The 22,611-nt window shown below is 49.7% G+C and carries 17 protein-coding genes; 7 read left to right on the forward strand and 10 right to left on the reverse strand.

Translation table 11 applies throughout. From position 1 onward, the window contains the following. Window position 1: 1 nt before the first annotated feature. Entirely contained in the window at window positions 2–382 is a 381-nt protein-coding gene (gene panD, locus JK198_RS10020; RefSeq protein WP_212708353.1) for an aspartate 1-decarboxylase, read from the forward strand. Between the two features lie 42 nt (window positions 383–424). Here the strand turns inward: panD and JK198_RS10025 are convergent, their stop codons facing one another. Next, entirely contained in the window at window positions 425–1,195 is a 771-nt protein-coding gene (locus tag JK198_RS10025) for an ABC transporter permease (RefSeq protein WP_212708354.1), read from the reverse strand. After that, complete coding sequence (locus JK198_RS10030; RefSeq protein WP_212708355.1) at window positions 1,195–2,118, reverse strand: ABC transporter ATP-binding protein; 924 nt, start codon at window positions 2,116–2,118, stop codon at window positions 1,195–1,197. The genes JK198_RS10025 and JK198_RS10030 overlap by 1 nt, the downstream gene beginning before the upstream one ends. Here JK198_RS10030 and JK198_RS10035 point away from each other — a divergent pair. After that, on the forward strand, window positions 2,106–2,282 hold the full coding sequence (locus JK198_RS10035) for a hypothetical protein (protein ID WP_212708356.1): 177 nt from the start codon (window positions 2,106–2,108) through the stop codon (window positions 2,280–2,282). The two genes, JK198_RS10030 and JK198_RS10035, sit on opposite strands and share 13 nt — an antisense overlap. Window positions 2,283–2,500: 218 nt before the next feature. Here the strand turns inward: JK198_RS10035 and hpt are convergent, their stop codons facing one another. Both hpt and cueO read right to left on the reverse strand, forming a co-directional pair. Next, a complete protein-coding gene (gene hpt / locus JK198_RS10040; protein ID WP_212708357.1) occupies window positions 2,501–3,037 on the reverse strand; it encodes a hypoxanthine phosphoribosyltransferase in 537 nt (178 codons plus the stop codon). A 177-nt stretch (window positions 3,038–3,214) separates the two neighbouring features. After that, window positions 3,215–4,852: a multicopper oxidase CueO gene (gene cueO, locus JK198_RS10045; protein ID WP_212708358.1), complete on the reverse strand. Its 1,638-nt coding sequence runs from the start codon at window positions 4,850–4,852 to the stop codon at window positions 3,215–3,217. A 156-nt stretch (window positions 4,853–5,008) separates the two neighbouring features. On the opposite strand from cueO, the gene JK198_RS10050 reads away from it, so the two are divergent. From JK198_RS10050 to speD, 3 genes are all read left to right on the forward strand, one after another. Beyond that, window positions 5,009–5,359, forward strand: coding sequence for a YacC family pilotin-like protein (locus JK198_RS10050; RefSeq protein ID WP_212708359.1), 351 nt, complete (start codon window positions 5,009–5,011; stop codon window positions 5,357–5,359). A gap of 93 nt (window positions 5,360–5,452) precedes the next feature. Continuing rightward, window positions 5,453–6,313 (forward strand): polyamine aminopropyltransferase, encoded by an 861-nt coding sequence (speE, locus tag JK198_RS10055; protein ID WP_212708360.1) that lies wholly within the window; start codon window positions 5,453–5,455, stop codon window positions 6,311–6,313. Between the two features lie 30 nt (window positions 6,314–6,343). Then, on the forward strand, window positions 6,344–7,147 hold the full coding sequence (gene speD / locus JK198_RS10060; RefSeq protein ID WP_212708361.1) for an adenosylmethionine decarboxylase: 804 nt from the start codon (window positions 6,344–6,346) through the stop codon (window positions 7,145–7,147). A gap of 55 nt (window positions 7,148–7,202) precedes the next feature. Here speD and JK198_RS10065 read toward each other — a convergent pair whose 3' ends face one another. Together JK198_RS10065 and acnB are read right to left on the reverse strand one after the other, a co-directional pair. Beyond that, window positions 7,203–7,565 carry a YacL family protein gene (locus tag JK198_RS10065; RefSeq protein WP_212710484.1) on the reverse strand — a complete coding sequence of 121 codons (363 nt, stop codon included), beginning with the start codon at window positions 7,563–7,565 and terminating at the stop codon, window positions 7,203–7,205. A 202-nt stretch (window positions 7,566–7,767) separates the two neighbouring features. Beyond that, a complete protein-coding gene (acnB, locus tag JK198_RS10070) occupies window positions 7,768–10,365 on the reverse strand; it encodes a bifunctional aconitate hydratase 2/2-methylisocitrate dehydratase (protein WP_212708363.1) in 2,598 nt (865 codons plus the stop codon). A gap of 763 nt (window positions 10,366–11,128) precedes the next feature. Here acnB and mgtA point away from each other — a divergent pair. After that, window positions 11,129–13,828 (forward strand): magnesium-translocating P-type ATPase, encoded by a 2,700-nt coding sequence (mgtA, locus tag JK198_RS10075; RefSeq protein ID WP_212710485.1) that lies wholly within the window; start codon window positions 11,129–11,131, stop codon window positions 13,826–13,828. A 72-nt stretch (window positions 13,829–13,900) separates the two neighbouring features. Here mgtA and lpdA read toward each other — a convergent pair whose 3' ends face one another. The 4 genes from lpdA to pdhR form a co-directional block, all read right to left on the reverse strand. Then, window positions 13,901–15,325, reverse strand: a complete 1,425-nt coding sequence (lpdA, locus tag JK198_RS10080; protein ID WP_212708375.1) for a dihydrolipoyl dehydrogenase — start codon at window positions 15,323–15,325, stop codon at window positions 13,901–13,903. Between the two features lie 258 nt (window positions 15,326–15,583). Further along, on the reverse strand, window positions 15,584–17,164 hold the full coding sequence (aceF, locus tag JK198_RS10085; RefSeq protein ID WP_212710486.1) for a pyruvate dehydrogenase complex dihydrolipoyllysine-residue acetyltransferase: 1,581 nt from the start codon (window positions 17,162–17,164) through the stop codon (window positions 15,584–15,586). 13 nt (window positions 17,165–17,177) lie between these two features. Next, a complete protein-coding gene (gene aceE, locus JK198_RS10090) occupies window positions 17,178–19,841 on the reverse strand; it encodes a pyruvate dehydrogenase (acetyl-transferring), homodimeric type (RefSeq protein ID WP_212708366.1) in 2,664 nt (887 codons plus the stop codon). A 116-nt stretch (window positions 19,842–19,957) separates the two neighbouring features. After that, the gene (pdhR, locus tag JK198_RS10095; protein WP_212708376.1) at window positions 19,958–20,722 is read right to left on the reverse strand and encodes a pyruvate dehydrogenase complex transcriptional repressor PdhR; all 765 of its coding nucleotides are present in this window, start codon (window positions 20,720–20,722) and stop codon (window positions 19,958–19,960) included. A 462-nt stretch (window positions 20,723–21,184) separates the two neighbouring features. Here pdhR and aroP point away from each other — a divergent pair, with 462 nt between their 5' ends. Then, on the forward strand, window positions 21,185–22,540 hold the full coding sequence (gene aroP / locus JK198_RS10100) for an aromatic amino acid transporter AroP (RefSeq protein WP_212708367.1): 1,356 nt from the start codon (window positions 21,185–21,187) through the stop codon (window positions 22,538–22,540). Window positions 22,541–22,611 lie beyond the last annotated feature (71 nt).

The following is a 22,611-nucleotide window of genomic DNA, read 5'->3' on the forward strand; positions in this document are numbered from 1 at the left end:
TATGTTGCGTACCATGTTGCAGGGTAAACTGCATCGCGTCACTGTCACTCAGGCAGATTTACACTATGAAGGCTCCTGCGCCATTGATCAGGACTTTATGGAAGCAGCTGGCATACTTGAGTACGAGGCTATTGATATTTATAACGTCAATAATGGCCAGAGATTTTCTACCTATGCCATCGCCGCAGAGCGCGGCTCACGTATTATTTCGGTAAATGGTGCAGCTGCACGCTGTGCCTGCGTCGGCGACTTGCTGATTATCTGTAGTTATGTGCAGGCCACTGATGAGCAGGCCCGTCAGTGGCAGCCTAAAATGGCTTATTTCGGAGAAGGTAACCAACTGCAACGCAAGGCTAAAGCCGTTCCGGTACAGATGGCATAAGCGGAGACCCCGGGGGCTATTGGTTGCTCCCGGGGCCTGTGATTAACTGCGCAGCCCTCTGCCACGTTGGATCAGCGTCCAGACTACCGCATAAAATACCGCGATAAATACCAGTAAAATAGCAATCGTCAGCCCCACCGGGACGTCATGAATGCCCAGAAAACCATAACGGAATCCACTGATCATATAGACAATCGGGTTCAGCTTAGAGATAACCTGCCATACCGGCGGTAATAATGACAGTGAATAAAATACTCCGCCAAGGTAAGTCAGTGGTGTCAGCACAAAGGTCGGGATCAGGCTGATATCATCAAAACTCCGCGCAAACACAGCATTCAGTAACCCTGCCAGCGAAAACAGTACTGAGGTCAGTACAATAGTTAACGCGACCATCGGCCAGAAGTAAACATGGAACGGCACAAAAAATAATGAAATGGCAGTCACCAAAATACCAACACATATTCCGCGCGCCACACCGCCGCCAACATAACCGGCAATAATAATATGGGTCGGTACCGGAGCGACCAGCAGCTCTTCAATATTCCGCTGAAATTTGGCACTGAAGAAAGAAGATGCCACGTTTGCGTAAGAATTGGTGATTACCGACATCATAATCAGCCCCGGCACAATAAATTGCATATAGCTAAAGCCATGCATATCACCGATCCGCGACCCAATCAGATTACCAAAAATAATAAAATACAACGTCATGGTGATGACTGGTGGCACCAGGGTCTGCACCCAGATACGCATAAAACGGTGGACCTCTTTCGCCCAGATGCTTTTAAGCGCCACCCAATATAAATGTGCCATTAGTTGTCCTCCGTTGTGCCATTCACCAGACTCACGAACAATTCTTCCAGACGGTTCGCTTTATTGCGCATACTCAGTACCGAAATCCCCTGTGCTGTCAGCTGGCTGAAAACCGAATTCAGCCCCTGCTCACGCATCACTTCAACTTCCAGGGTGGAGGTGTCAGTCAGGGTATAGGTAAACCCCTCCAGTACCGGCAGCGGGCTGTGTGGTGCAAGATCCAGAATAAAGGTTTCCGATTTTAGTTTGCCGAGCAAGTCTTTCATTGACGTATTTTCCACCAGCTCACCACGCTGAATAATACCGATATTTCGGCACAGCATTTCAGCTTCTTCCAGGTAGTGGGTGGTCAGAATAATGGTGGTGCCGTGAATATTCAGCTCTTTAAGAAAGACCCACATTGAACGCCGTAATTCAATATCGACCCCGGCAGTAGGTTCATCAAGAATGAGCAGTTTAGGTTCATGCATTAATGCTCTGGCAATCATTAAACGGCGTTTCATCCCGCCGGACAGCATTCTTGCCCGCTGGTCCCGCTTTTCCCATAAATCCAGCTGGCGGAGGTACTTTTCGGCCCGCACCAGTGCGTCTTTACGTTCCACCCCATAATAGCCTGCCTGGCTGACCACAATCTGCAGCACCGTTTCAAAGGGGTTAAAATTAAATTCCTGCGGTACCAGCCCCAGCTGGCGTTTCGCGTTAACCTTGTCACTGTCCAGGTCATGTCCGAAGACGCTGACCTGTCCGGACGTTTTATTCACCAGTGAACTGATAATACCAATGGTGGTGGATTTTCCGGCACCGTTAGGCCCCAGCAGGGCATAAAAATCCCCTGCTTTAACTTTTAAATCAAGCCCTTTCAGGGCCCTGACATTGTCACCATAGGTCTTGGTCAGTCCGGAAATTTCCAGTGCATAAGTCATACCTGCTCCATACCCGTCGTGAGGACGTGTTTAACGAGAATAATTGTGTGGTGAATATACCGGAGCCGTCCGGCAATCAAATGCCCGATACCGGAGATATCGTTATCAGTGGCCGGGCCATAAAGTTACCTGTATGGCTGAAAGCGGGTACGCTGGCCGGGTAAGGCTGAATTCAATATCACGGGGAAATAATGCTCAGAACCACGTCAGAGTGACAAGCATCCGCCAGTGCCTCCGGTCGCTCACAGCAGCGCGTTCTTCCGGCCTATGGAAATAGCTGCCGGTCAGGCCGAAAAATCCGGCGTTTCGGTGAAATTCGTCGTTAGTATAATTCAGGCCGTATCATGCGGCCTGAAAGATTGTGCTATTTAGTTAGCCGGGTTTATGGCTCAAGAATAACAACTTTACCGACATAAGGCAGATGGCGGTAACGTTGCGCATAGTCAATACCGTAACCGACCACAAATTCATCCGGAATAGTAAAACCGACATACTCGACGTCTACCTGCACTTCACGGCGTTCTGGTTTATCCAGCAGAGTACAAATTGCCAGTGATTTCGGCTCACGCAGCCGTAAAATTTCACGCACTTTACTCAGTGTGTTACCTGAATCGATAATATCTTCAACGATCAGGACATCTTTACCGCGGATATCTTCATCCAGATCTTTGATAATTTTAACGTCGCGGCTACTCGACATACCGCTGCCATAACTTGACGCGGTAATAAAATCGACTTCGTGAGATACCTCGATAGCCCTGCACAGATCAGCCATAAACATAAATGATCCACGTAACAGCCCTACCAGCACAATATCATTGCCGCGGTCACGGTAATCTGCGGTAATTTGCTGCCCCAGCGCGGCAATGCGCTGTTTAATTTCCTGTTCGGAAATCATCACTTCTACAGTGTGTTTCATAATATATCTCACTGATTTTACTCAGCTAAACCTCATTAATGGCCGGAATTAATACAGTAATACTCCTGCGTTAGGCTGTGGATTATCGCACAGAAAAAGGCCCGCACGATAGACCGACAGCCGATTAACCCCGGAATTCGGCTGTCAGCCCGTAGTGCGGGCCTGTTTACTGACGGATTAACTGCCGCTGACGGTAAAACTCAGCATCATGCCGGTATCTTCATGTTCCAGCAAATGACAGTGCGCCATATAAGGCTGTTCTTTGCTCGCCGTTCGCGGGAAATTCACCAGTATTTCGCTAACGCCGTTTTCCACTTTAACGATATCTTTCCAGCCACGCCGGTGGGCAGCTACCGGCTTGCCGTTCTCCGATAAAATACGGAACTGGGTTCCGTGTACATGGAACGGATGCAACATGGTGTCATCTTCACCACTGATCCGCCATATTTCACTGGTTTGTAACGGCACATCAAAGGAGATCTCATGCATATCAAAAGCTTTACCGTTGATTTTATTCCCCTGACGGAAATCATAGTCCGAAGTATGCGGCTCTGCCGCCATGCCCGTCATATGCATACTGTGGCCTGCTGGCATCTGGGTTACCGACATCCCTTCTGCGGGCATCGGGGAATTATTCATGGCCATACCGGACATGGCTGAATCATGCATTCCGGGCATTGATTTTTGGCCGTAGCGTTTCATCAGTGCCGCCATTCCCAGTTCGTCCAGTTGTTTATCCATTGATAACTTCAGCGTTCTTTTATTCAGTGTATCAAGCTGAGACTGTGCAGGCAGGGCCGGCAGGGTGGCCAGCTGGTCAGGGAGCGTGCTGCTGCCAGCAACACGTAATGGCAGAATATTGACCAGCGGTAACGGCTGATCAAAAGGTGACAGCGTCATAGCCATCTGTTCAACCGGTAACGTAACAAAGTCAAACGGCTTACCATCACTGGTATCAACCATCACTTCAAAACGTTCTCCCGGAATCATCTCCAGAGACTCGACTTTCACCGGTTCCGTTAATAAACCGCCATCACTGGCAATAATATACAGCGGTCGTTTGTCACTGCTGGTGATCATCAGGCTGCGGGCATTACAGCCGTTAAGCATCCTGAAACGCAGCCAGCCATTCGGTACGGCATGCTGCGGGTAACTGACACCATTGGTCAGCATAATATCGCCAAACCAGCCAACCGCAGCCCGCATAATATCCAGCTGATAATCTATCTCTGAACCATCAGCCGTCAGCCGCTTGTCCTGGAACACCAGCGGAATATCATCGACGCCCCACTCTATCGGTAATCGGAGTTTATCAATCTCGTTATCATCGATAATCACCAGCCCTGCCAGCCCTTTCGCCACCTGATATCCGGTCTGACCATGAAGATGCGGATGAAACCAGCAGGTTGCAGCATTCTGATCCGGAGTAAAGGTCACCTGTCGCCGTCCGCCGGCGGTGATCACCCCATGGGGTCCACCGTCTACATCGCCTTCCACTTTCAGCCCATGCCAGTGCAGAGTGGTTGCCATGGGTAAGGTATTATTAATATCAACGGTAACCTCCTGACGACGTTGCAGGCGCAGGGCCGGCCCCAGTAAACTGCCATTATATCCCCAGGTTGGAACTGTTTTTCCCTGCCATTGGCTGGTACCGGCCATTGCCGTCAGCCTTATCCGCTGACGAATATCCGGTGTTAACACCGGCGGGACAGGAAGCAATGGCCGGGGAGCGGCCATCAGAGAACGGTTCCAGATCGGCAGTAATCCGGCGGCCGTCAACGCGGTAGTAAGTTTCAGAAAGTCGCGACGCTGCATACGAATGGCCCTTAGACAGAAATGTGATTTGCTAAGCTTAAACCCTACCCCAGACGGAAGGTCAAGGGCCCGATCCTTGCGAAAAAGTCAAAACTGTCGTCATCCTGAGGACAACTATGCTAACGTTCATCACATCACAGAGATCAGAGAACCCCCATGAGTAAAATTATCAGGTTCCTGCTGCTTTCCGCTTTGCTGGGAGCATCCGGTACAAGTTTCGCACTTGATGAATCACAGGCAGAAGATATGGCCGATTTAACGGCGGTATTTATCTACCTGAAAAATGATTGTGGTTATCAGGATATCCCCGATACACAGATCCGCAACGCCCTTATTTTTTTCGCCCGCCAGAATCACTGGGACTTAAGCAATTATGATCTGATGAATATGCAACAACGGGGAGAGTCCAGCTATCAGGATCTGAGTGGCATCGCCGTCCCTACCGCCAAAAAGTGTCGCTCGCTGGCCGATAAATCCTTAAGTTTACTGGCGTATGTAAACAGATAATTTCAGTTTACGGTTTCTGCCGTGCATCCCCCCCCTGACTTCGCTATGATAGCCTGCTTATTTTCTTCGTAACGCAGCACTGAGGGTAATAGCATGTCTCAGCATGAGAAGTGGCATGAAACACTGCATGATGGTTTCGGGCAATACTTCACCATTGATAAAGAATTATACCGGGAAAAAACCGAACACCAGGACCTGGTAATTTTTGAAAACAGTGCTTTTGGCCGTGTAATGGCTCTGGATGGAGTGGTACAGACCACAGAACGGGATGAGTTCATCTACCATGAAATGCTCACCCATGTTCCGCTTTTTGCCCATGGTGATGCCCGGAGTGTATTAATCATCGGTGGCGGTGACGGTGGTATGCTGCGTGAGGTGGCACGTCATCCCGGTGTGGAAAAAATTACGATGGTGGAAATTGATGCCGGCGTAGTTACTTTCTGTCGCCAGTACCTGCCGGAACACAGTGCCGGGGCTTATGATGATCCGCGTTTTACTCTGGTCATAGACGATGGTGTCAATTTCGTCAGCCAGACCGACCAGAAATTTGATGTCATTATTTCTGATTGTACCGATCCTATCGGTCCCGGCGAAAGCCTGTTTACTTCAGACTTCTATGCCGGTTGTAAACGCTGCCTGAATGATGACGGTGTCTTTGTCGCTCAGAATGGTGTCTGCTTCCTGCAACAGGATGAAGCAATTAACAGCTATCAGCGCCTGAGCCCCTACTTTTCCGATGTGACCTTTTATCAGGCAGCAGTACCGACCTATTATGGCGGAATAATGACTTTCGCGTGGGCCAGTAACAATGCCTCTCTGCGTAAAACAGATATCGACACTCTGACATCCCGGGTCTCTCATACCGAACTCGTCTGCCGTTATTATAATCCGGAAATTCATTTAGCGAGTTTCGCACTACCCCAATATTTACTGAATGCGCTGGTAACTAAATAACCCTGCATTCCCTGAAGGAGGTGAACTAAATTGCAAAAGCTGAAACTACATGGCTTCAACAACCTGACGAAAAGCCTGAGTTTTTGTATCTACGATATTTGCTATGCGAATTCAAAAGAAGAACGTGACGGCTATATTGCTTATATTGATGAACAATATAATGCCAATCGCCTGACTGAAATACTGAGCGAAACCTGTTCAATTATCGGTGCCAATATTCTGAATATTGCCCGTCAGGATTATGAACCTCAGGGTGCCAGCGTCACCATTCTGGTCAGTGAAGAACCGGTTAACCCCGAAGATATTGATACATCAGAACATCCGGGACCGCTGCCCGATGCCATTGTTGCGCACCTGGATAAAAGCCATATTTGCGTTCATACCTATCCGGAAAGCCATCCTGAAGGCGGGCTCTGTACTTTCCGTGCCGATATTGAAGTCTCGACCTGCGGGGTTATCTCCCCCCTGAAAGCACTTAATTATCTGATCCACCAACTGGAATCTGACATTGTCACTATTGATTATCGTGTCAGAGGGTTTACCCGCGATGTTAAGGGACTCAAACATTTTATCGACCATGAGATCAATTCTATTCAGAATTTTATGTCAGATGATATGAAATCAATGTACGACATGGTGGATGTAAATGTTTATCAGGAGAATATTTTTCACACTAAAATGATGCTGAAAGAATTCGATCTGAAGCACTATTTGTTTAATACCAGACCGGATGATCTGACCGCTCAGGAACATCAGCGGATCACTGACTTACTGTGGAAAGAAATGCGCGAAATTTACTACGGCCGTAATATTCCTGCTGTTAGCCAAAAATAAGTGCACGCGGACCGGTGAACAAGGCCGGTCCGGTATCTTTACACGGCAGACCTTTTCAGGAGGTGATGGCAAACTTCTGGTAGGCATCCATCAATTGAAAAAAATCTTCCAGTCCGCAGAACGCCAGTGATTCCTGATCGTAATACGCCATGCCTTCTTCTAATTCATCCGTGTCAAATGACAGGATGTTTGCCCCGATCATCACTTCTTCAGCATCCACCCACAGGCTGTATTCTTTACCTGTTTTATGCCATTGGTTCTCAGTACCTTTAAGAGACAATACCGCTGCGCGCACTTCATCCAGTAACGCGAGATTCCCCTGAACCTCTTCATTAAACCAATGGCCTACGGCTTCATGGTCCATCGACATCCGGACGATGACGCCGCCGGTGACATCATTCACAAACTGGTATTCCACATCTGACTCCTTACTGCACCAGTCACAATATTCTGCGGTGCATATTCCCCCGTAGTGTAGCGAAATTACCGTCCGGCGGACACTCCGGCCTGACCTGTCGGGGAGATGGAAAGATATGACAGTATCCTGCCCCCGGTAAGGATAAAAAAAAGCACCGCGCAAGCGGTGCTTTTTCGTATGTCAGTGGCCGTTTTTCGTCACATCAGACTGCGCTCTGGAAAATAACGCCGTCGGCTTTTTCCGTATACTGACTCAGACGGTCAAAGTTCAGATAACGGTAGGTATCACTGGCCGTTTGATCCACCTGCGCCATATAGTGCTGGTACTCTTCCGGGGAAGGCAGTTTGCCCAGTAACGATGAGATGGCTGCCAGTTCTGCTGAGGCCAGGTAAACATTTGCACCATTCCCCAGCCGGTTAGGGAAGTTACGGGTTGAGGTAGAGACCACTGTCGCCCCATCAGCCACCCTCGCCTGGTTTCCCATACATAGTGAACATCCCGGGATTTCCACACGGGCACCACTTTTCCCAAAGATACTGTAGTACCCTTCTTCGGTCAGTTGCGCAGCATCCATTTTGGTCGGCGGAGCCACCCACAGCCGGGTGGGCATCTGGCCTTTCTGACTGTCCAGCAATTTACCTGCAGCCCTGAAGTGACCAATATTTGTCATGCAGGAACCAATAAAGACTTCATCAATTTTTGTGCCCTGCACGTCTGATAATAAGCGGGCATCATCAGGATCGTTCGGTGCGCAGAGGATCGGCTGGGTGATCTCATTCAGATCGATATCAATAACGGCAGCATATTCTGCGTCTGTATCAGCTTCCAGTAACTGCGGGTCCGCCAGCCATTTTTCCATTCCCTGAATACGGCGTTCGATAGTACGGCGGTCACCGTAACCTTCAGCAATCATCCATTTCAGCAGCACAATATTTGAATTCAGGTACTCAATAATCGGCGCTTTATCCAGTTTAATGGTGCATCCCGCAGCTGAACGTTCTGCTGATGCATCTGACAACTCAAATGCCTGCTCGGCTTTCAGATCCGGCAGACCTTCTATCTCCAGTATCCGGCCGGAGAAAATATTTTTCTTCCCTTTTTTCTCAACAGTCAGCAGTCCCTGTCTGATGGCATATAACGGGATAGCATGGACCAGATCACGCAGAGTGATGCCCGGCTGCATTTTTCCGCTAAAACGGACTAATACCGACTCAGGCATATCCAGTGGCATAACCCCTGTTGCAGCCGCAAAAGCGACCAGCCCGGAACCGGCAGGGAAAGAAATACCAATCGGGAATCGGGTATGAGAATCACCGCCAGTCCCGACAGTATCCGGCAATAACATCCGGTTTAGCCAGCTATGTATAATCCCGTCCCCCGGACGCAGTGAAACCCCGCCGCGGTTCATAATAAAGTCCGGCAATGAATGCTGCATCGCAACGTCAACCGGTTTCGGGTACGCTGCCGTATGGCAAAATGACTGCATCACCAGGTCGGCGGAGAAGCCCAGACAGGCAAGATCTTTCAGCTCATCACGGGTCATCGGGCCAGTAGTATCCTGGGACCCGACCGAGGTCATTTTAGGCTCGCAATATTCACCCGGACGGATCCCGGTAACGCCACAGGCACGACCAACCATTTTCTGGGCCAGCGAGAAACCCCGGCTGCTTTTCTCAACATCCTTCGCCTTGCGGAATACATCACTGTGTGGCAGCCCAAGAGATTCACGGGCACGCGCAGTCAGACCACGCCCGATAATCAGCGGGATCCGGCCGCCGGCACGGACTTCATCCAGCAATACTTCTGTTTTCAGTGAAAAGGTATCCAGTAATTGATCGTTGTCATGACGACGGACTTCACCCTTATACGGATAAACATCAATGACATCGCCCATATTCAGCTTACTGACATCCAGTTCGATCGGTAATGCCCCCGCATCTTCCATCGTATTAAAGAAGATCGGCGCAATTTTACCGCCCAATACCAGACCCCCGCCTTTTTTATTCGGCACATAGGGAATATCTTCCCCCATAAACCACAATACCGAGTTGGTGGCCGATTTACGCGAAGAACCGGTACCGACAACATCCCCCGTATATACCAGCGGAAAGCCTTTGTTTTGCAACGCTTCGATTTGTTTAATCGGTCCGAGAGTGCCGGCATCATCGGGTTCAATACCTTCACGGGGGATCTTCAGCATCGCCAGCGCATGCAGCGGAATATCCGGTCGTGACCAGGCATCCGGGGCCGGGGACAGATCATCCGTATTCGTTTCACCGGTAACTTTAAACACGGTCAGGGTAATTTTTTCTGCCAGCTGCGGGCGGGAAAGATACCATTCAGCATCGGCCCAGGATTTCATGACCTGTTGTGCATAACGGTTACCCGCTTTGGCTTTTTCTTCCACATCATAGAAACTGTCAAACATCAGCAGGGTATGAGAGAGGGCTTTTGCGGCACCGGCGGCCAGCTTGTCGTCATCCAGCGCATCAATCAGCGGGTGAATGTTATATCCGCCCTGCATCGTCCCGAGCAATTCGACCGCTTTTTGCGGGGTGATCAGCGGAGAAACCGCTTCACCTTTGGTAATTGCGGCCAGAAAACCGGCTTTTACGTAAGCGGCTTCATCAACCCCTGGCGGCACCCGATTTATTAATAAGTCTGTAAGAAATTCTTCCTCGCCCTTTGGCGGAATTTTAAGCAGTTCAACCAGTGCCGCCATTTGGGTTGCGTCTAAGGGTTTTGGAACAATTCCCTGGGCAGCACGTTCGGCAACGTGCTTACGGTATTCTTCTAGCACGACGTTCTCCTCACTCACATTGTTTGACTTCCGGGCGCCGGGATCACCACTTAAAATTTTATCTGTGCAGGGTAACGGTGTCCGGTTCCGCTTCGGCAGCATATCAGTATCGCGGACAGTTGTTAATCTGTTTACAAAAAATCAACATCTATCTGCCGCAGTGATATTGCTATTTTTTTATATAATTGTCTGATAAATAAATACATTAAAACAAAGCCCTGCACCACTACTGAAACATAATCACAAAATATAACCACACGGGTCACTCTCCGTATAAGGCCCTGCGGCCCGCACAGCGGATAAAATTTACGCTGGTTGACCCGTGGTTTAAGTTACAGGTTTACCGGTAATAATAAAAACCTTATATTTTGCCCGTCTTTATTTACAGGAATATCCCTTGAACAGTTACCGAATAAACAAGGGCAGATAGTTGTTTGTCTGCCTCCCTGGCAGACAGCGAGCAATACGCCCCGCCTGTCCCACTTTTTCTCAGACGAGGTTATCCCCAATGATTACCCACACCCTTTTTCCCCCGGGTATATTCCGTATACACCAGCCAGCATAATTTTTTGTACCACAGCACTGCCCTTTAGTACCACCCATCAAGGAGCCAACAATGGATGATGACCCGACGAGGCAACGTTATACGCGTTGCAGGGGTATTCCCGCCTGATCCCCGAAAAATCTGCAACGCATCTCAACGACTGACTGCCCTCTGCCGCTGTGAAGCGTGCCCTGGCAGCAACCAAACGGACATAAAGAGATGACTCAGATTATAAATTCCGCTCTGCCAGTGCAGGGGAAAAAACAACCGGCAATACAAAATGACTGGCTGATTGCCCGCCATATTGCCACCAGTACCGAAGCAACCCTGCAATCCCTGGCTGCCACTACAGAAGGATTAGATGAACAGCAGGCCGCGGTCCGTCAGTCGCAGTTTGGCCCGAACGAAATTGCGGTAAAAAAAGCACCTCCGGCGTTACTGCAATGGCTGCTGGCGTTTAATAACCCGTTTATCTATGTGTTGCTGGCGTTAACCGCTGTCAGCTTTATCACTGACTACTGGATCCCGCGTCGTGCAGGAGAAGAAACCGATCTTACCAGTGTAACTATCATGGGATGTATGATCCTGTTCAGTACTCTGCTGCGCTTTATCCAGGAATTCCGTACCAACAAAGCCGCTGAAGCACTGAACTCTCTTGTCGAAGTCACCGTGACCGTACGCCGTCAGGATCAACATCATCAGCCGGTACTCCTCAAAATACCGCGTCATCTGCTGGTACCCGGCGATATTGTCTTGCTCAGTGCCGGTGACATTATTCCTGCTGACTTGCGCTTACTGGAAACCAACTCTCTGCAACTGAATCAGTCATCGCTGACCGGAGAAACCTTACCGGTAGAAAAACATGCCCGGCCAGAAGCCGCAGAGATGCCGGAAGTTATCAGCGAAAATATCGTGCTGCATCAGCCCGCTATCGCACTAATGAGTACCAGTGTACTGAGTGGTTCAGCGACGGCCGTGGTTGTCGCTATCGGTGAACAGACCTGGTTTGGTTCGCTGGCGGGTAAAGTTGCCGGTGCAGCTCCCAAAACTTCTTTTGATAAAGGAGTGAACAGTGTCAGCTGGTTACTGATCCGCTTTATGGTACTGATGGTGCCGATCGTTTTCCTGATCAATGGTTTTACCAAGGGCGAATGGACCGAAGCCCTGTTCTTCTCACTGGCGGTGGCCGTCGGGCTGACTCCTGAAATGTTACCGATGATAGTCAGCACCAACCTGGCAAAAGGTGCCATGGCGCTGGCTGCCAGAAAAGTGGTGGTTAAACGCATCAATGCTATTCAGAACCTCGGGGCGATGAATATTCTGTGTACGGATAAAACCGGTACCCTTACTGACGATAATATCGTGCTGGAGCAAGCTCTGACTCCTGACGGTGAAGAAAATTTACAGGTCGCGGAAATGGCCTGGCTGAATAGTCATTTTCAGCAAGGAATTGACAACCCGATGGACCGGGCTGTCTGTCAGTTTGCCGGGCAGCAGGGAATATCCCGCCGGTTGATGCATATCAGAAAAGCAGATGAGCTGCCTTTCGACTTCACCCGCCGCTGCCTGTCAGTCTCTGTTTATGATGACCATGGTCGTCAGCAGTTGATCAGCAAAGGGGCCAGTGAAGAAATGCTGGCCCGTTGTCTGAACGTTCAGACCGGTGGGAAAGAGCAACTGCTGACCCCGGCACTGCGCCAGCAGTTCCGGGACCGGATTGCCGCCTATAACCGTCAGGGATATCGGGTATTACTCCTCGGAAGTAAAACCCTGGATGCCGAACATTCATTACGCCGCCTGAATGATAAAGACGAACAGGATTTAACCCTGTGTGGTGTACTGTTATTCCTTGATCCGGTAAAACAAGGGGCCGACCTGGCTTTACGGTCACTGAAAGACCATGGCGTTGACGTGAAAGTACTGACCGGGGATAACGCTGAGGTGACCGAAAAAATCTGCCGTGATTTAGGCCTGTCAGCCGGAACCCCGTTACAGGGCCCGGAGATTGCCGCCATGGATGACCACAGTCTGCAACAGAAACTGGCCAGCCATACGATTTTTGCCCGGCTGACACCAACCGATAAAACCCGTATCGTCACCCTGTTACAGCAATCAGGGCATACTGTCGGTTTTCTTGGTGATGGCATCAATGATGCTGCTGCCTTGCATGCGGCTGATGTCGGTATTTCGGTAGAGAATGCAACACAAATAGCCCAGAGTGCAGCGGACATCATTTTGCTGGAGAAGGATCTTCAGGTACTGGAGCAAGGGGTCAGAATTGGCCGCCAGACCTTCGGCAATATCATCAAATACCTGAATATCACTGCCAGTTCTAATTTCGGCAACGTATTTTCGGTATTAATCGCCAGTGCTTTTATCCCCTTTATGCCGATGCTGGCAATACAGTTACTGCTGCAAAACCTGATTTATGATATCTCACAAATGCTGCTACCGTGGGACCGGATGGATGAAGAGTTCGTTGCTAAACCACGCCAATGGGATGCCGGGAACATCGGCCGGTTTATGCTGTTTATGGGACCCGTCTCCTCCGTGTTCGATGTCGCAACCTTCGCTGTGATGTGGCATATATTTGCTGCCCACAGCAGCGAAACACAATCATTGTTCCAGTCTGGCTGGTTTGTCGAAGGCTTATTATCACAAACACTGGTGGTTCATATGCTCCGGACACGAAAAATTCCGTTTATTCAGAGTTGTGCCCGCTGGCCGGTATTGCTCAGTACTCTGGTCGTGGTGATTATCGGGATTGCATTACCTTATTCGCCGCTGGCCGCAAACTTCCACTTACAGGCATTACCACTGGCCTATTTCCCGTGGCTGATCCTGATCCTTGCCGGTTACTGTTTACTGAGCCAGGTGATGAAACAGCTGTATTGCCGTCGTTTCGGTCAATGGTTTTAGCCCCGGCAGAACCGGGCTCCGGAAACAAAAAAAACGGCTCCACCGGAGCCGTTTCTGACATATGTTATACAGTTACTTTTTGCCGGCTTTCGGATTAGGCAGGTCAGTGATACTGCCTTCATAAACCTCTGCCGCCAGGCCTACAGACTCGTGCAATGTAGGGTGTGCATGGATAGTTAACGCAATATCTTCAGCATCACAACCCATTTCGATCGCCAGTCCGATTTCGCCTAACAATTCACCGCCATTTGTCCCGACAATCGCTCCGCCGATAACCCTATGAGATTCTTTATCGAAAATCAGTTTAGTCATGCCGTCGGCACAGTCGGAAGCAATTGCACGTCCCGACGCTGCCCATGGGAAGACAGAAACTTCATAGCTGATGCCTTTCTCTTTGGCTTCTTTTTCAGTCAGCCCCACCCAGGCAACTTCCGGCTCCGTATAGGCAATTGACGGAATCACTTTCGGATCAAAATAGTGTTTTTTACCGGAAATAACTTCTGCGGCCACATGCCCTTCGTGTACCCCTTTATGGGCCAGCATTGGCTGTCCGACAATATCACCGATAGCAAAGATATGCGGCACATTGGTGCGCATTTGCTTATCCACCTGAATAAAGCCGCGCTCATCGACTTCAACGCCCGCCTGACCGGCATCAAGGTTTTTACCGTTAGGCACTCGGCCGATCGCTACCAGTACAGCATCATAACGCTGCGGCTCTGCCGGGGCATTTTTGCCTTCCATTGAGACGTAGATCCCGTCCTCTTTGGCTTCAACCTGAGTTACTTTGGTTTCCAGCATCAGTCTGAACTGCTTACTGATGCGTTTCGTGAAGACTCTGACCACATCTTTATCTGCTGCCGGGATAACCTGATCAAACATTTCGACAACATCAATCTGAGAACCCAGGGCATGATACACGGTTCCCATTTCCAGACCGATAATTCCTCCGCCCATCACCAGCAGGCGTTCAGGGACGGTTTTCAGTTCCAGTGCATCCGTAGAGTCCCAGACTCTTGGATCATCATGAGGAATAAATGGCAGTTTTACCGGACGTGAACCCGCAGCAATAATCGCATTATCAAAATTAACCGTGGTCGCGCCGTTTTCACCTTCGACCAGCAGGGTATTCGCACCGGTGAATTTACCGATACCATTGACCACAGTCACTTTACGGCCTTTTGCCATACCAGCTAATCCGCCGGTCAGCTGATTAATCACTTTCTCTTTCCAGGTACGGACTTTATCAATATCGGTTTTTGGCTGTCCGAAGACAATCCCGTGAGCTTCCAGTGCCTTCGCTTCTTCGATGACTTTAGCAACATGCAACAATGCTTTGGAAGGGATACAACCGACATTAAGACATACACCGCCCAGGGTGCTGTAGCGTTCAACCAGAACGGTTTCTAATCCTAAATCGGCGCAGCGGAAAGCCGCAGAGTACCCTGCAGGGCCTGCGCCAAGTACCACGACCTGGGTTTTAATCTCTGTACTCATCATGACCTCTTATTTGACTATCCGGCGGTCCGACGTCAGTTGTTATCAGTGATAACGTCCAGCTAGCCACCGGGACGCATTTAGCGCAAGAGTTTACAGAATTGTTAACAAACTGCAAACAGCTTTGTCTGAACTGACCGGCGCCTTTTCCTGCGCCGGGAAACCGCTGCCGGACAGGGCTGCCAACGCCGAAAAGGGACCTGTCACTGTCTTTATATACCAATAAGGCCGGTGTTCACCGGCCTTATCTGCCCTGCATTACATTACCAGGCGACGAATATCTGACAGTACCTGATTAATATAAGTAATGAAGCGTGCACCGTCTGCACCATCAATGACCCGGTGGTCAAAAGATAACGACAGTGGCAGCATCAGACGCGGAGTAAACTCTTTACCATTCCATACAGGTTTCATCGCGGACTTAGAAACACCAAGGATAGCCACTTCAGGCGCGTTAACTATCGGAGTGAACGAGGTAGTACCCAGTCCGCCAAGGCTGGAGATGGTAAAGCATCCGCCCTGCATATCACCGGAGGTCAGTTTTCCGCCACGGGCCTTTTGGGATATCTCCATAAGTTCACGGGATAACTCAAGAATGCCTTTTTTGTTCACATCACGGAATACCGGGACCACCAGTCCGTTAGGTGTATCAACGGCTACCCCGATATTAATATATTTCTTCAGGGTTAAACGTTGCGCATCTTCAGAAATTGAACTGTTAAACCGCGGGAAAGCTTCCAGCGCTTTAGCAACCGCTTTCATAATAAACACAACCGGAGTGATTTTGACCTCCAGTTTTTGTTTCCCGGCGTCCGCATTCTGCTGCTTGCGGAACGCTTCCAGTTCTGTGATATCTGCTTCGTCGAAGTGTGTCACATGCGGGATCATCATCCAGTTACGGCTCAGGTTAGCCCCCGAAAGCTTCTGGATGCGTCCCAGTTCAACTTCTTCGATATCACCAAATTTGCTGAAATCGACTTTTGGCCATGGCAGCATACCGCTGATCCCGCCAGCGGCAGGTGACTCGGCACGCTTCACCGCTTCTTTTACATAGGCCTGAACGTCTTCACGCAGAATACGTTGCTTACGGCCGGTCCCTTTGACTTTCGCCAGGTTAACCCCGAATTCCCGCGCAAGACGACGGATCACCGGAGTCGCATGCACATAGGCATCATTTTCTGCGAAGTCGCCCGCTGCTGCCGGCGGTGCCGTTTTCACCGGTGCCGGTGCTGGCGCGGTTGCCGGTGCAGCAGGCGAAGCTTCGGCCGCTGCCGCGGCTGGCTGCGGCGCATTGTTAGTACCGGCAACGTCAAATACCATGATTAATGACCCGGTACTGACTTTATCACCGGTGGCAATCCGGATTTCTTTAACTGTTCCGGCAAAAGGCGCAGGGACTTCCATTGACGCTTTGTCGCCTTCAACGGTTATCAGTGATTGCTCAGTTTCAACCTTGTCACCGACTTTGACCATAATTTCAGTGACTTCAACTTCGTCGCCACCAATATCAGGGACATTCACTTCTTTCGCCTGCATTGCGGCAGAAGCCGGAGCGCTTTCAGCCTGTGGTGCCAGAGCATCTGCGGGTGCAGGTGACTGTTGTGAATCTGCCGTGTCAAAGATCATGATCAGTGATCCGGTGGCAACTTTGTCACCGATATTCACTCTGATTTCTTTAATCACACCCGCCTGTGGTGACGGCACCTCCATCGATGCCTTGTCCCCTTCTACCGTGATAAGGGACTGTTCTGTCTCAACCTTATCACCCACTTTCACCAGAATCTCGGTGACTTCAACTTCATCGGAACCGATATCCGGTACGTTGATTTCGATAGACATCAATAATTACCTCTTATGCCAGACGCGGGTTGACTTTATCTGCATGGATATCGAATTTGCGGATAGCTTCAGCCACCACATTTTTATCAATTTCACCACGTTTAGCCAGTTCACCCAGAGCAGCCACCACCACATAAGAAGCATCCACTTCAAAATGATGACGCAGATTTTCGCGGCTGTCGGAGCGGCCAAATCCGTCGGTCCCCAGCACTCGATAATCACTGGCAGGGATATAGTTACGTACCTGCTCTGCAAACAGTTTCATATAATCGGTGGACGCCACCGCCGGCGCATCATCCATTACCTGTGCAATATAAGGCACACGCGGTGTTTCGGTCGGATGCAGCATATTCCAGCGTTCACAATCCTGTCCGTCACGGGCCAGTTCGGTGAAGGAAGTCACACTGTAGATATCAGAGCCTACACCGTAGTCTTTGGCCAGAATTTCTGCTGCTTCACGAACATGACGCAGGATGGAACCTGATCCCAGCAACTGAACTTTACCTTTACTGCCTGCAACTGTATCCAGCTTATAAATACCTTTACGGATACCCTCTTCGGCACCTGCCGGCATCGCTGGCATATGGTAGTTTTCGTTCAGGGTCGTGATGTAGTAGTAGACATTTTCCTGAGCGTCACCGTACATCCGCTCCAGACCGTCATGCATAATCACGGCCACTTCATAAGCATATGCCGGGTCATACGAAATACAGTTAGGGATAGTCAGAGACTGAATATGACTGTGGCCATCTTCATGCTGCAGACCTTCACCGTTCAGTGTTGTACGGCCTGATGTTCCGCCCACCAGGAACCCGCGGGCCTGCTGATCGCCGGCAGCCCAGCATAAATCGCCGATACGCTGGAAACCAAACATTGAGTAGTAGATGTAGAACGGGATCATTGGCAGGTTGTTGGTGCTGTACGATGTTGCAGCCGCCAGCCAGGACGCCCCGGCACCCAGTTCGTTAATCCCTTCCTGCAGGATCTGACCTTTCTCGTCTTCTTTATAGTACGCGACCTGCTCACGATCCTGAGGGGTATATTGCTGACCGTTCGGGCTATAGATACCGATCTGCCGGAACAGTCCTTCCATACCAAAGGTACGGGCTTCATCGGCAAGAATAGGTACCAGACGATCTTTGATCGAAGGATTTTTCAGCATCACATTCAGTGCACGCACGAAAGCGATGGTGGTAGAGATTTCTTTATTCTGTTCTTCCAGCAAGGATTTAAATTCGTCCAGAGCAGGAATAGCCAGCTTCTCAGAGAATTTCTCCTGACGACTCGGCAGATATCCGCCCAGTTTTTCGCGCTGACCATGCAGATAGTTATATTCTTCAGAACCTTCCTCGAAGGTAATGTACGGCAGGCTTTCGATATTCTCATCACTGACAGGGACATTAAAACGATCACGGATATAGCGTACGCCATCCATATTCATCTTTTTCACCTGGTGAGCAATATTCTTACCTTCCGCCGTTTCACCCATACCGTAGCCTTTCACAGTATGCGCCAGAATAACCACCGGTTTGCCCTGAGTGTCCTGTGCTTTTTTCAGTGCCGCATAGACTTTTTTCGGGTCATGACCACCACGGTTCAGAGACCAGATCTCATCATCGGTCATATCTTTGACTAACTCAGCCGTTTCCGGATATTTACCAAAGAAATGTTCACGGACATACGCGCCGTTCTTCGATTTAAAGGTCTGATAATCGCCATCCACGGTTTCGTTCATTAGCTGGATCAGCTTACCACTGGTATCTTTACGCAGCAGTTCATCCCAGCGATCGCCCCAGATGACTTTAATCACTTCCCAGCCGGCTCCGGCAAAAATACCGTCCAGCTCATTAATGATTTTACCGTTACCTGTCACCGGACCATCCAGTCGCTGCAGGTTACAGTTAATGATAAAGACCAGATTATCCAGTTTTTCACGGGTCGCAATGGTAATGGCCCCTTTGGATTCCGGCTCATCCATTTCACCATCACCAAGGAAGGCATACACCGTCTGCGCTGATGTCTTTTTCAGCCCGCGATGTTCCAGATATTTCAGGAATTTAGCCTGATAGATCGCAGCCAGTGGCCCCAGCCCCATAGAGACGGTCGGGAACTGCCAGAAATCCGGCATCAGTTTCGGGTGTGGATAGGAAGATAATCCCTTGCCATGTACTTCCTGACGGAAGTTATTCATCTGCTCTTCGGTCAGACGACCTTCCAGGAACGCACGGGAGTAAATTCCCGGAGAAATATGTCCCTGGAAATACACCAGGTCGCCACCATCCTGTGCCGTACGGGCACGGAAAAAGTGGTTAAAACACACTTCGTAGATAGTTGCCGAAGACTGGAAAGACGACATATGTCCGCCCAGTTCCAAATCTTTTTTGGAAGCACGTAATACGGCCATAATAGCATTCCAGCGAATGGCTGAACGAATGCGTCGCTCCAGTGACTGATTCCCCGGGTATTCCGGTTCATCTTCAACAGCAATAGTATTGACATAGTTGTGTGCCGTTACTCCGGCTGCAACATTCACACCACCTTTGCGTGCAGCATCCAGTACCTGATCAATTAAGTACTGAGCGCGTTCAACACCTTCTTCACGGATGACCGATTCGAGCGCCTGTAGCCAGTCGCGGGTTTCAATCGGATCCACGTCATTAGGTAAACGTTCTGACATGGGGTTATTCCTTATCTGTGTCTATTACGTTGATTTTTAATAAGGTTATCTGTAACGGCCGTCTTTCAGGGTACAGAACCGCGATAACCCTATCTTTATTGCACACCTCAATGTGCCTAATCCTTGCGTTGCTGGAGACGCCTTAATGAACGTTCCCGCCGGCTTTGCTCCCGGCTTCTGTCCAGCAATATTTCCTCAATAAACGCCAGGTGTGAGTGTGATTCTTCACGGGCTTTTTCCGGCTCTCGTGCAATAATCGCCTCAAATATTCTGGCGCGGTGCCCGCTCACTTTCGCCAGCATATCGCGGCGTAAGTAGAGGATTTCAAAATTTTGCCGGACATTTTGCTCAAGTAACGGCCCCATCGCACGTACCAGATGGAGTAATACCGCATTATGGGCGGCTTCAGTGACCGTTATTTGATATTTAATGACAGCATCGGCTTCAGCATCCAGATTCCCGCTATCCTGTGCCTGACGGATACGGAGATAGTATTCACGAATGCGCAGTAAGTCTTCTTCGGTCCCGCGTAATGCTGCATAATACGCAGCGATCCCTTCCAGCGCATGGCGCGTTTCCAGCAGATCAAAGCGGGATTCAGAAGAGTTTGCCAGTAAACCGACCAGCGGATCGCTTACACTGTGCCAGAGGTCACTTTGCACAAAGGTTCCTCCGCCCTGACGACGTAGCAACAGGCCTCTGGCCTCAAGACGCAGAATAGCCTCACGTACCGAGGGACGCGACACTTCAAATTGGCGGGCCAGTTCACGCTCCGGGGGGAGTTGCTCTCCCGGACACAGGGAACCTTCCATAATAAGCGATTCCAGCTGCTGTTCAATCACATCAGACAGCTTAGGTTGTCGGATTTTGTTATATGCCATCACAGATGATTTTTATCTTCCTGACCGGGTTCCGGATAATTGGTATTACCAATTGACAGAATATGGCGGTAAAGTAACAAACTATTTACCAGGTGTCTATATTCTGCAATCACGTTTCCGGAAGGATCAAATCTGGTTATTGTCAGATTTCAGGTCAGCATTCAGAGGAGTATTCGGCGGTTGTGCAGATAATCTGCATTTATTTTCCGGATAAATATGTTTGAAAACAAATGCTCTGCCACCCTGTGTTATATTCTCCACTCTGCAAGCTGATGACAATTCTCTCCTTTTGCGCACGAAACAACAAAAGCAAGGTGCAAAGCACCTGACTTATCACTATTCTGATGCGCGGACCGACAGGTACTGCTACCGGGGGTCACAGGGTAAAATAATAATCATAGTCAATAAATAGCTGCATCTGTTACTGCGGATCGCAGTGTTATTCATTATTACGAGGTTTTTATGGAAAAACAGCAAGAGGACACACTGAACAGGGGGTTGAAAAACCGCCATATTCAGTTGATCGCTCTGGGTGGCGCTATTGGTACCGGCCTGTTTCTGGGGATTGCACAAACAATTAAAATGGCCGGGCCTTCTGTTCTGCTGGGTTATGCCATTGGCGGATTTATCGCCTTTTTGATTATGCGCCAGCTGGGCGAAATGGTAGTTGAAGAACCGGTTGCCGGGTCATTCAGCCACTTTGCTTATAAATACTGGGGCAGTTTTGCCGGCTTTGCTTCCGGCTGGAATTACTGGGTACTGTACGTGCTGGTCGCCATGGCAGAACTTACGGCTGTCGGTGTTTACATCCAGTACTGGTGGCCGGAAATCCCTACCTGGGTTTCTGCAGCTATCTTCTTTGTGCTGATTAATGCCATCAATCTGACCAACGTTAAAGTCTATGGTGAAATGGAGTTCTGGTTTTCCATTATCAAAGTGGTGGCAGTGGTCAGTATGATTATATTCGGTGGCTGGCTGCTGTTTAGCGGTACTGGCGGACCCGATGCTTCAGTAACCAATATATGGCAGGCAGGCGGATTTTTCCCGCACGGTATCACCGGACTGGTGATGTCGATGGCAGTCATAATGTTCTCGTTTGGCGGGCTTGAACTGGTAGGGATTACGGCTGCTGAAGCAGACAACCCTGAAAAAAGTATTCCGAAAGCCACCAACCAGGTCCTGTACCGGATCCTGATTTTTTATATTGGCTCTCTGACAATACTGTTATCCTTATATCCGTGGACCAAAGTTGTTGAAGGCGGCAGTCCGTTTGTACTGATCTTCCATGAACTGGGCGACAGCCTGGTGGCTAACGCCCTGAACGTGGTGATCCTGACAGCCGCTTTATCTGTATATAACAGCTGTGTATACAGTAACAGCCGTATGCTGTACGGTCTGGCAAAACAGGGCAATGGTCCGCGCGCGTTACTGAAAGTTGACCGTCGTGGCGTCCCCTATATAGCTTTAGGGCTGTCGGCGTTTGCCACTGCTATCGGTGTCCTGATTAATTACCTGATGCCAGCGAAAGCCTTTGGTTTACTGATGTCACTGGTGGTATCCGCACTGGTAATCAACTGGGCAATGATCAGTCTGGCACACCTGAAGTTCCGTAAAGCGAAAGATAAGCAGGGTGTTATCACCCGTTTCAGGGCACTGTTCTACCCGGTTGGTAACTGGATCTGCCTGCTGTTCCTCGCTGCAATCCTGGTGGTTATGGCAATCACTCCCGGTATGGCTATTTCGGTCTGGCTCATCCCGGTCTGGCTGATAATTCTGGCCATCGGCTATCTGTTCACCGTTAAGCGTCGCACTCTCTGACCATTACTGCAGAAAAAGACGCGCTCTCCCGTCTGCGGGGGACCGGCAGGACACCATAAAAAACGGGCCCG

Source organism: Tatumella sp. JGM91 (assembly GCF_018257575.1).
GTDB classification, from domain to species: Bacteria; Pseudomonadota; Gammaproteobacteria; order Enterobacterales; family Enterobacteriaceae; genus Tatumella; species Tatumella punctata.

Excerpts from the sequence above, each read along its gene's own strand:
- mgtA (WP_212710485.1), top strand. The coding sequence starts at position 11,129 with ATGACTCAGATTATAAATTCCGCTCTGCCAGTGCAGGGGAAAAAACAA.
- JK198_RS10030 (WP_212708355.1), bottom strand. The coding sequence starts at position 2,118 with ATGACTTATGCACTGGAAATTTCCGGACTGACCAAGACCTATGGTGAC.
- speE (WP_212708360.1), top strand. The coding sequence starts at position 5,453 with ATGTCTCAGCATGAGAAGTGGCATGAAACACTGCATGATGGTTTCGGG.
- JK198_RS10050 (WP_212708359.1), top strand. The coding sequence starts at position 5,009 with ATGAGTAAAATTATCAGGTTCCTGCTGCTTTCCGCTTTGCTGGGAGCA.
- JK198_RS10025 (WP_212708354.1), bottom strand. The coding sequence starts at position 1,195 with ATGGCACATTTATATTGGGTGGCGCTTAAAAGCATCTGGGCGAAAGAG.
- aceE (WP_212708366.1), bottom strand. The coding sequence starts at position 19,841 with ATGTCAGAACGTTTACCTAATGACGTGGATCCGATTGAAACCCGCGAC.
- aroP (WP_212708367.1), top strand. The coding sequence starts at position 21,185 with ATGGAAAAACAGCAAGAGGACACACTGAACAGGGGGTTGAAAAACCGC.
- cueO (WP_212708358.1), bottom strand. The coding sequence starts at position 4,852 with ATGCAGCGTCGCGACTTTCTGAAACTTACTACCGCGTTGACGGCCGCC.
- aceF (WP_212710486.1), bottom strand. The coding sequence starts at position 17,164 with ATGTCTATCGAAATCAACGTACCGGATATCGGTTCCGATGAAGTTGAA.
- panD (WP_212708353.1), top strand. The coding sequence starts at position 2 with ATGTTGCGTACCATGTTGCAGGGTAAACTGCATCGCGTCACTGTCACT.
- hpt (WP_212708357.1), bottom strand. The coding sequence starts at position 3,037 with ATGAAACACACTGTAGAAGTGATGATTTCCGAACAGGAAATTAAACAG.
- pdhR (WP_212708376.1), bottom strand. The coding sequence starts at position 20,722 with ATGGCATATAACAAAATCCGACAACCTAAGCTGTCTGATGTGATTGAA.
- lpdA (WP_212708375.1), bottom strand. The coding sequence starts at position 15,325 with ATGAGTACAGAGATTAAAACCCAGGTCGTGGTACTTGGCGCAGGCCCT.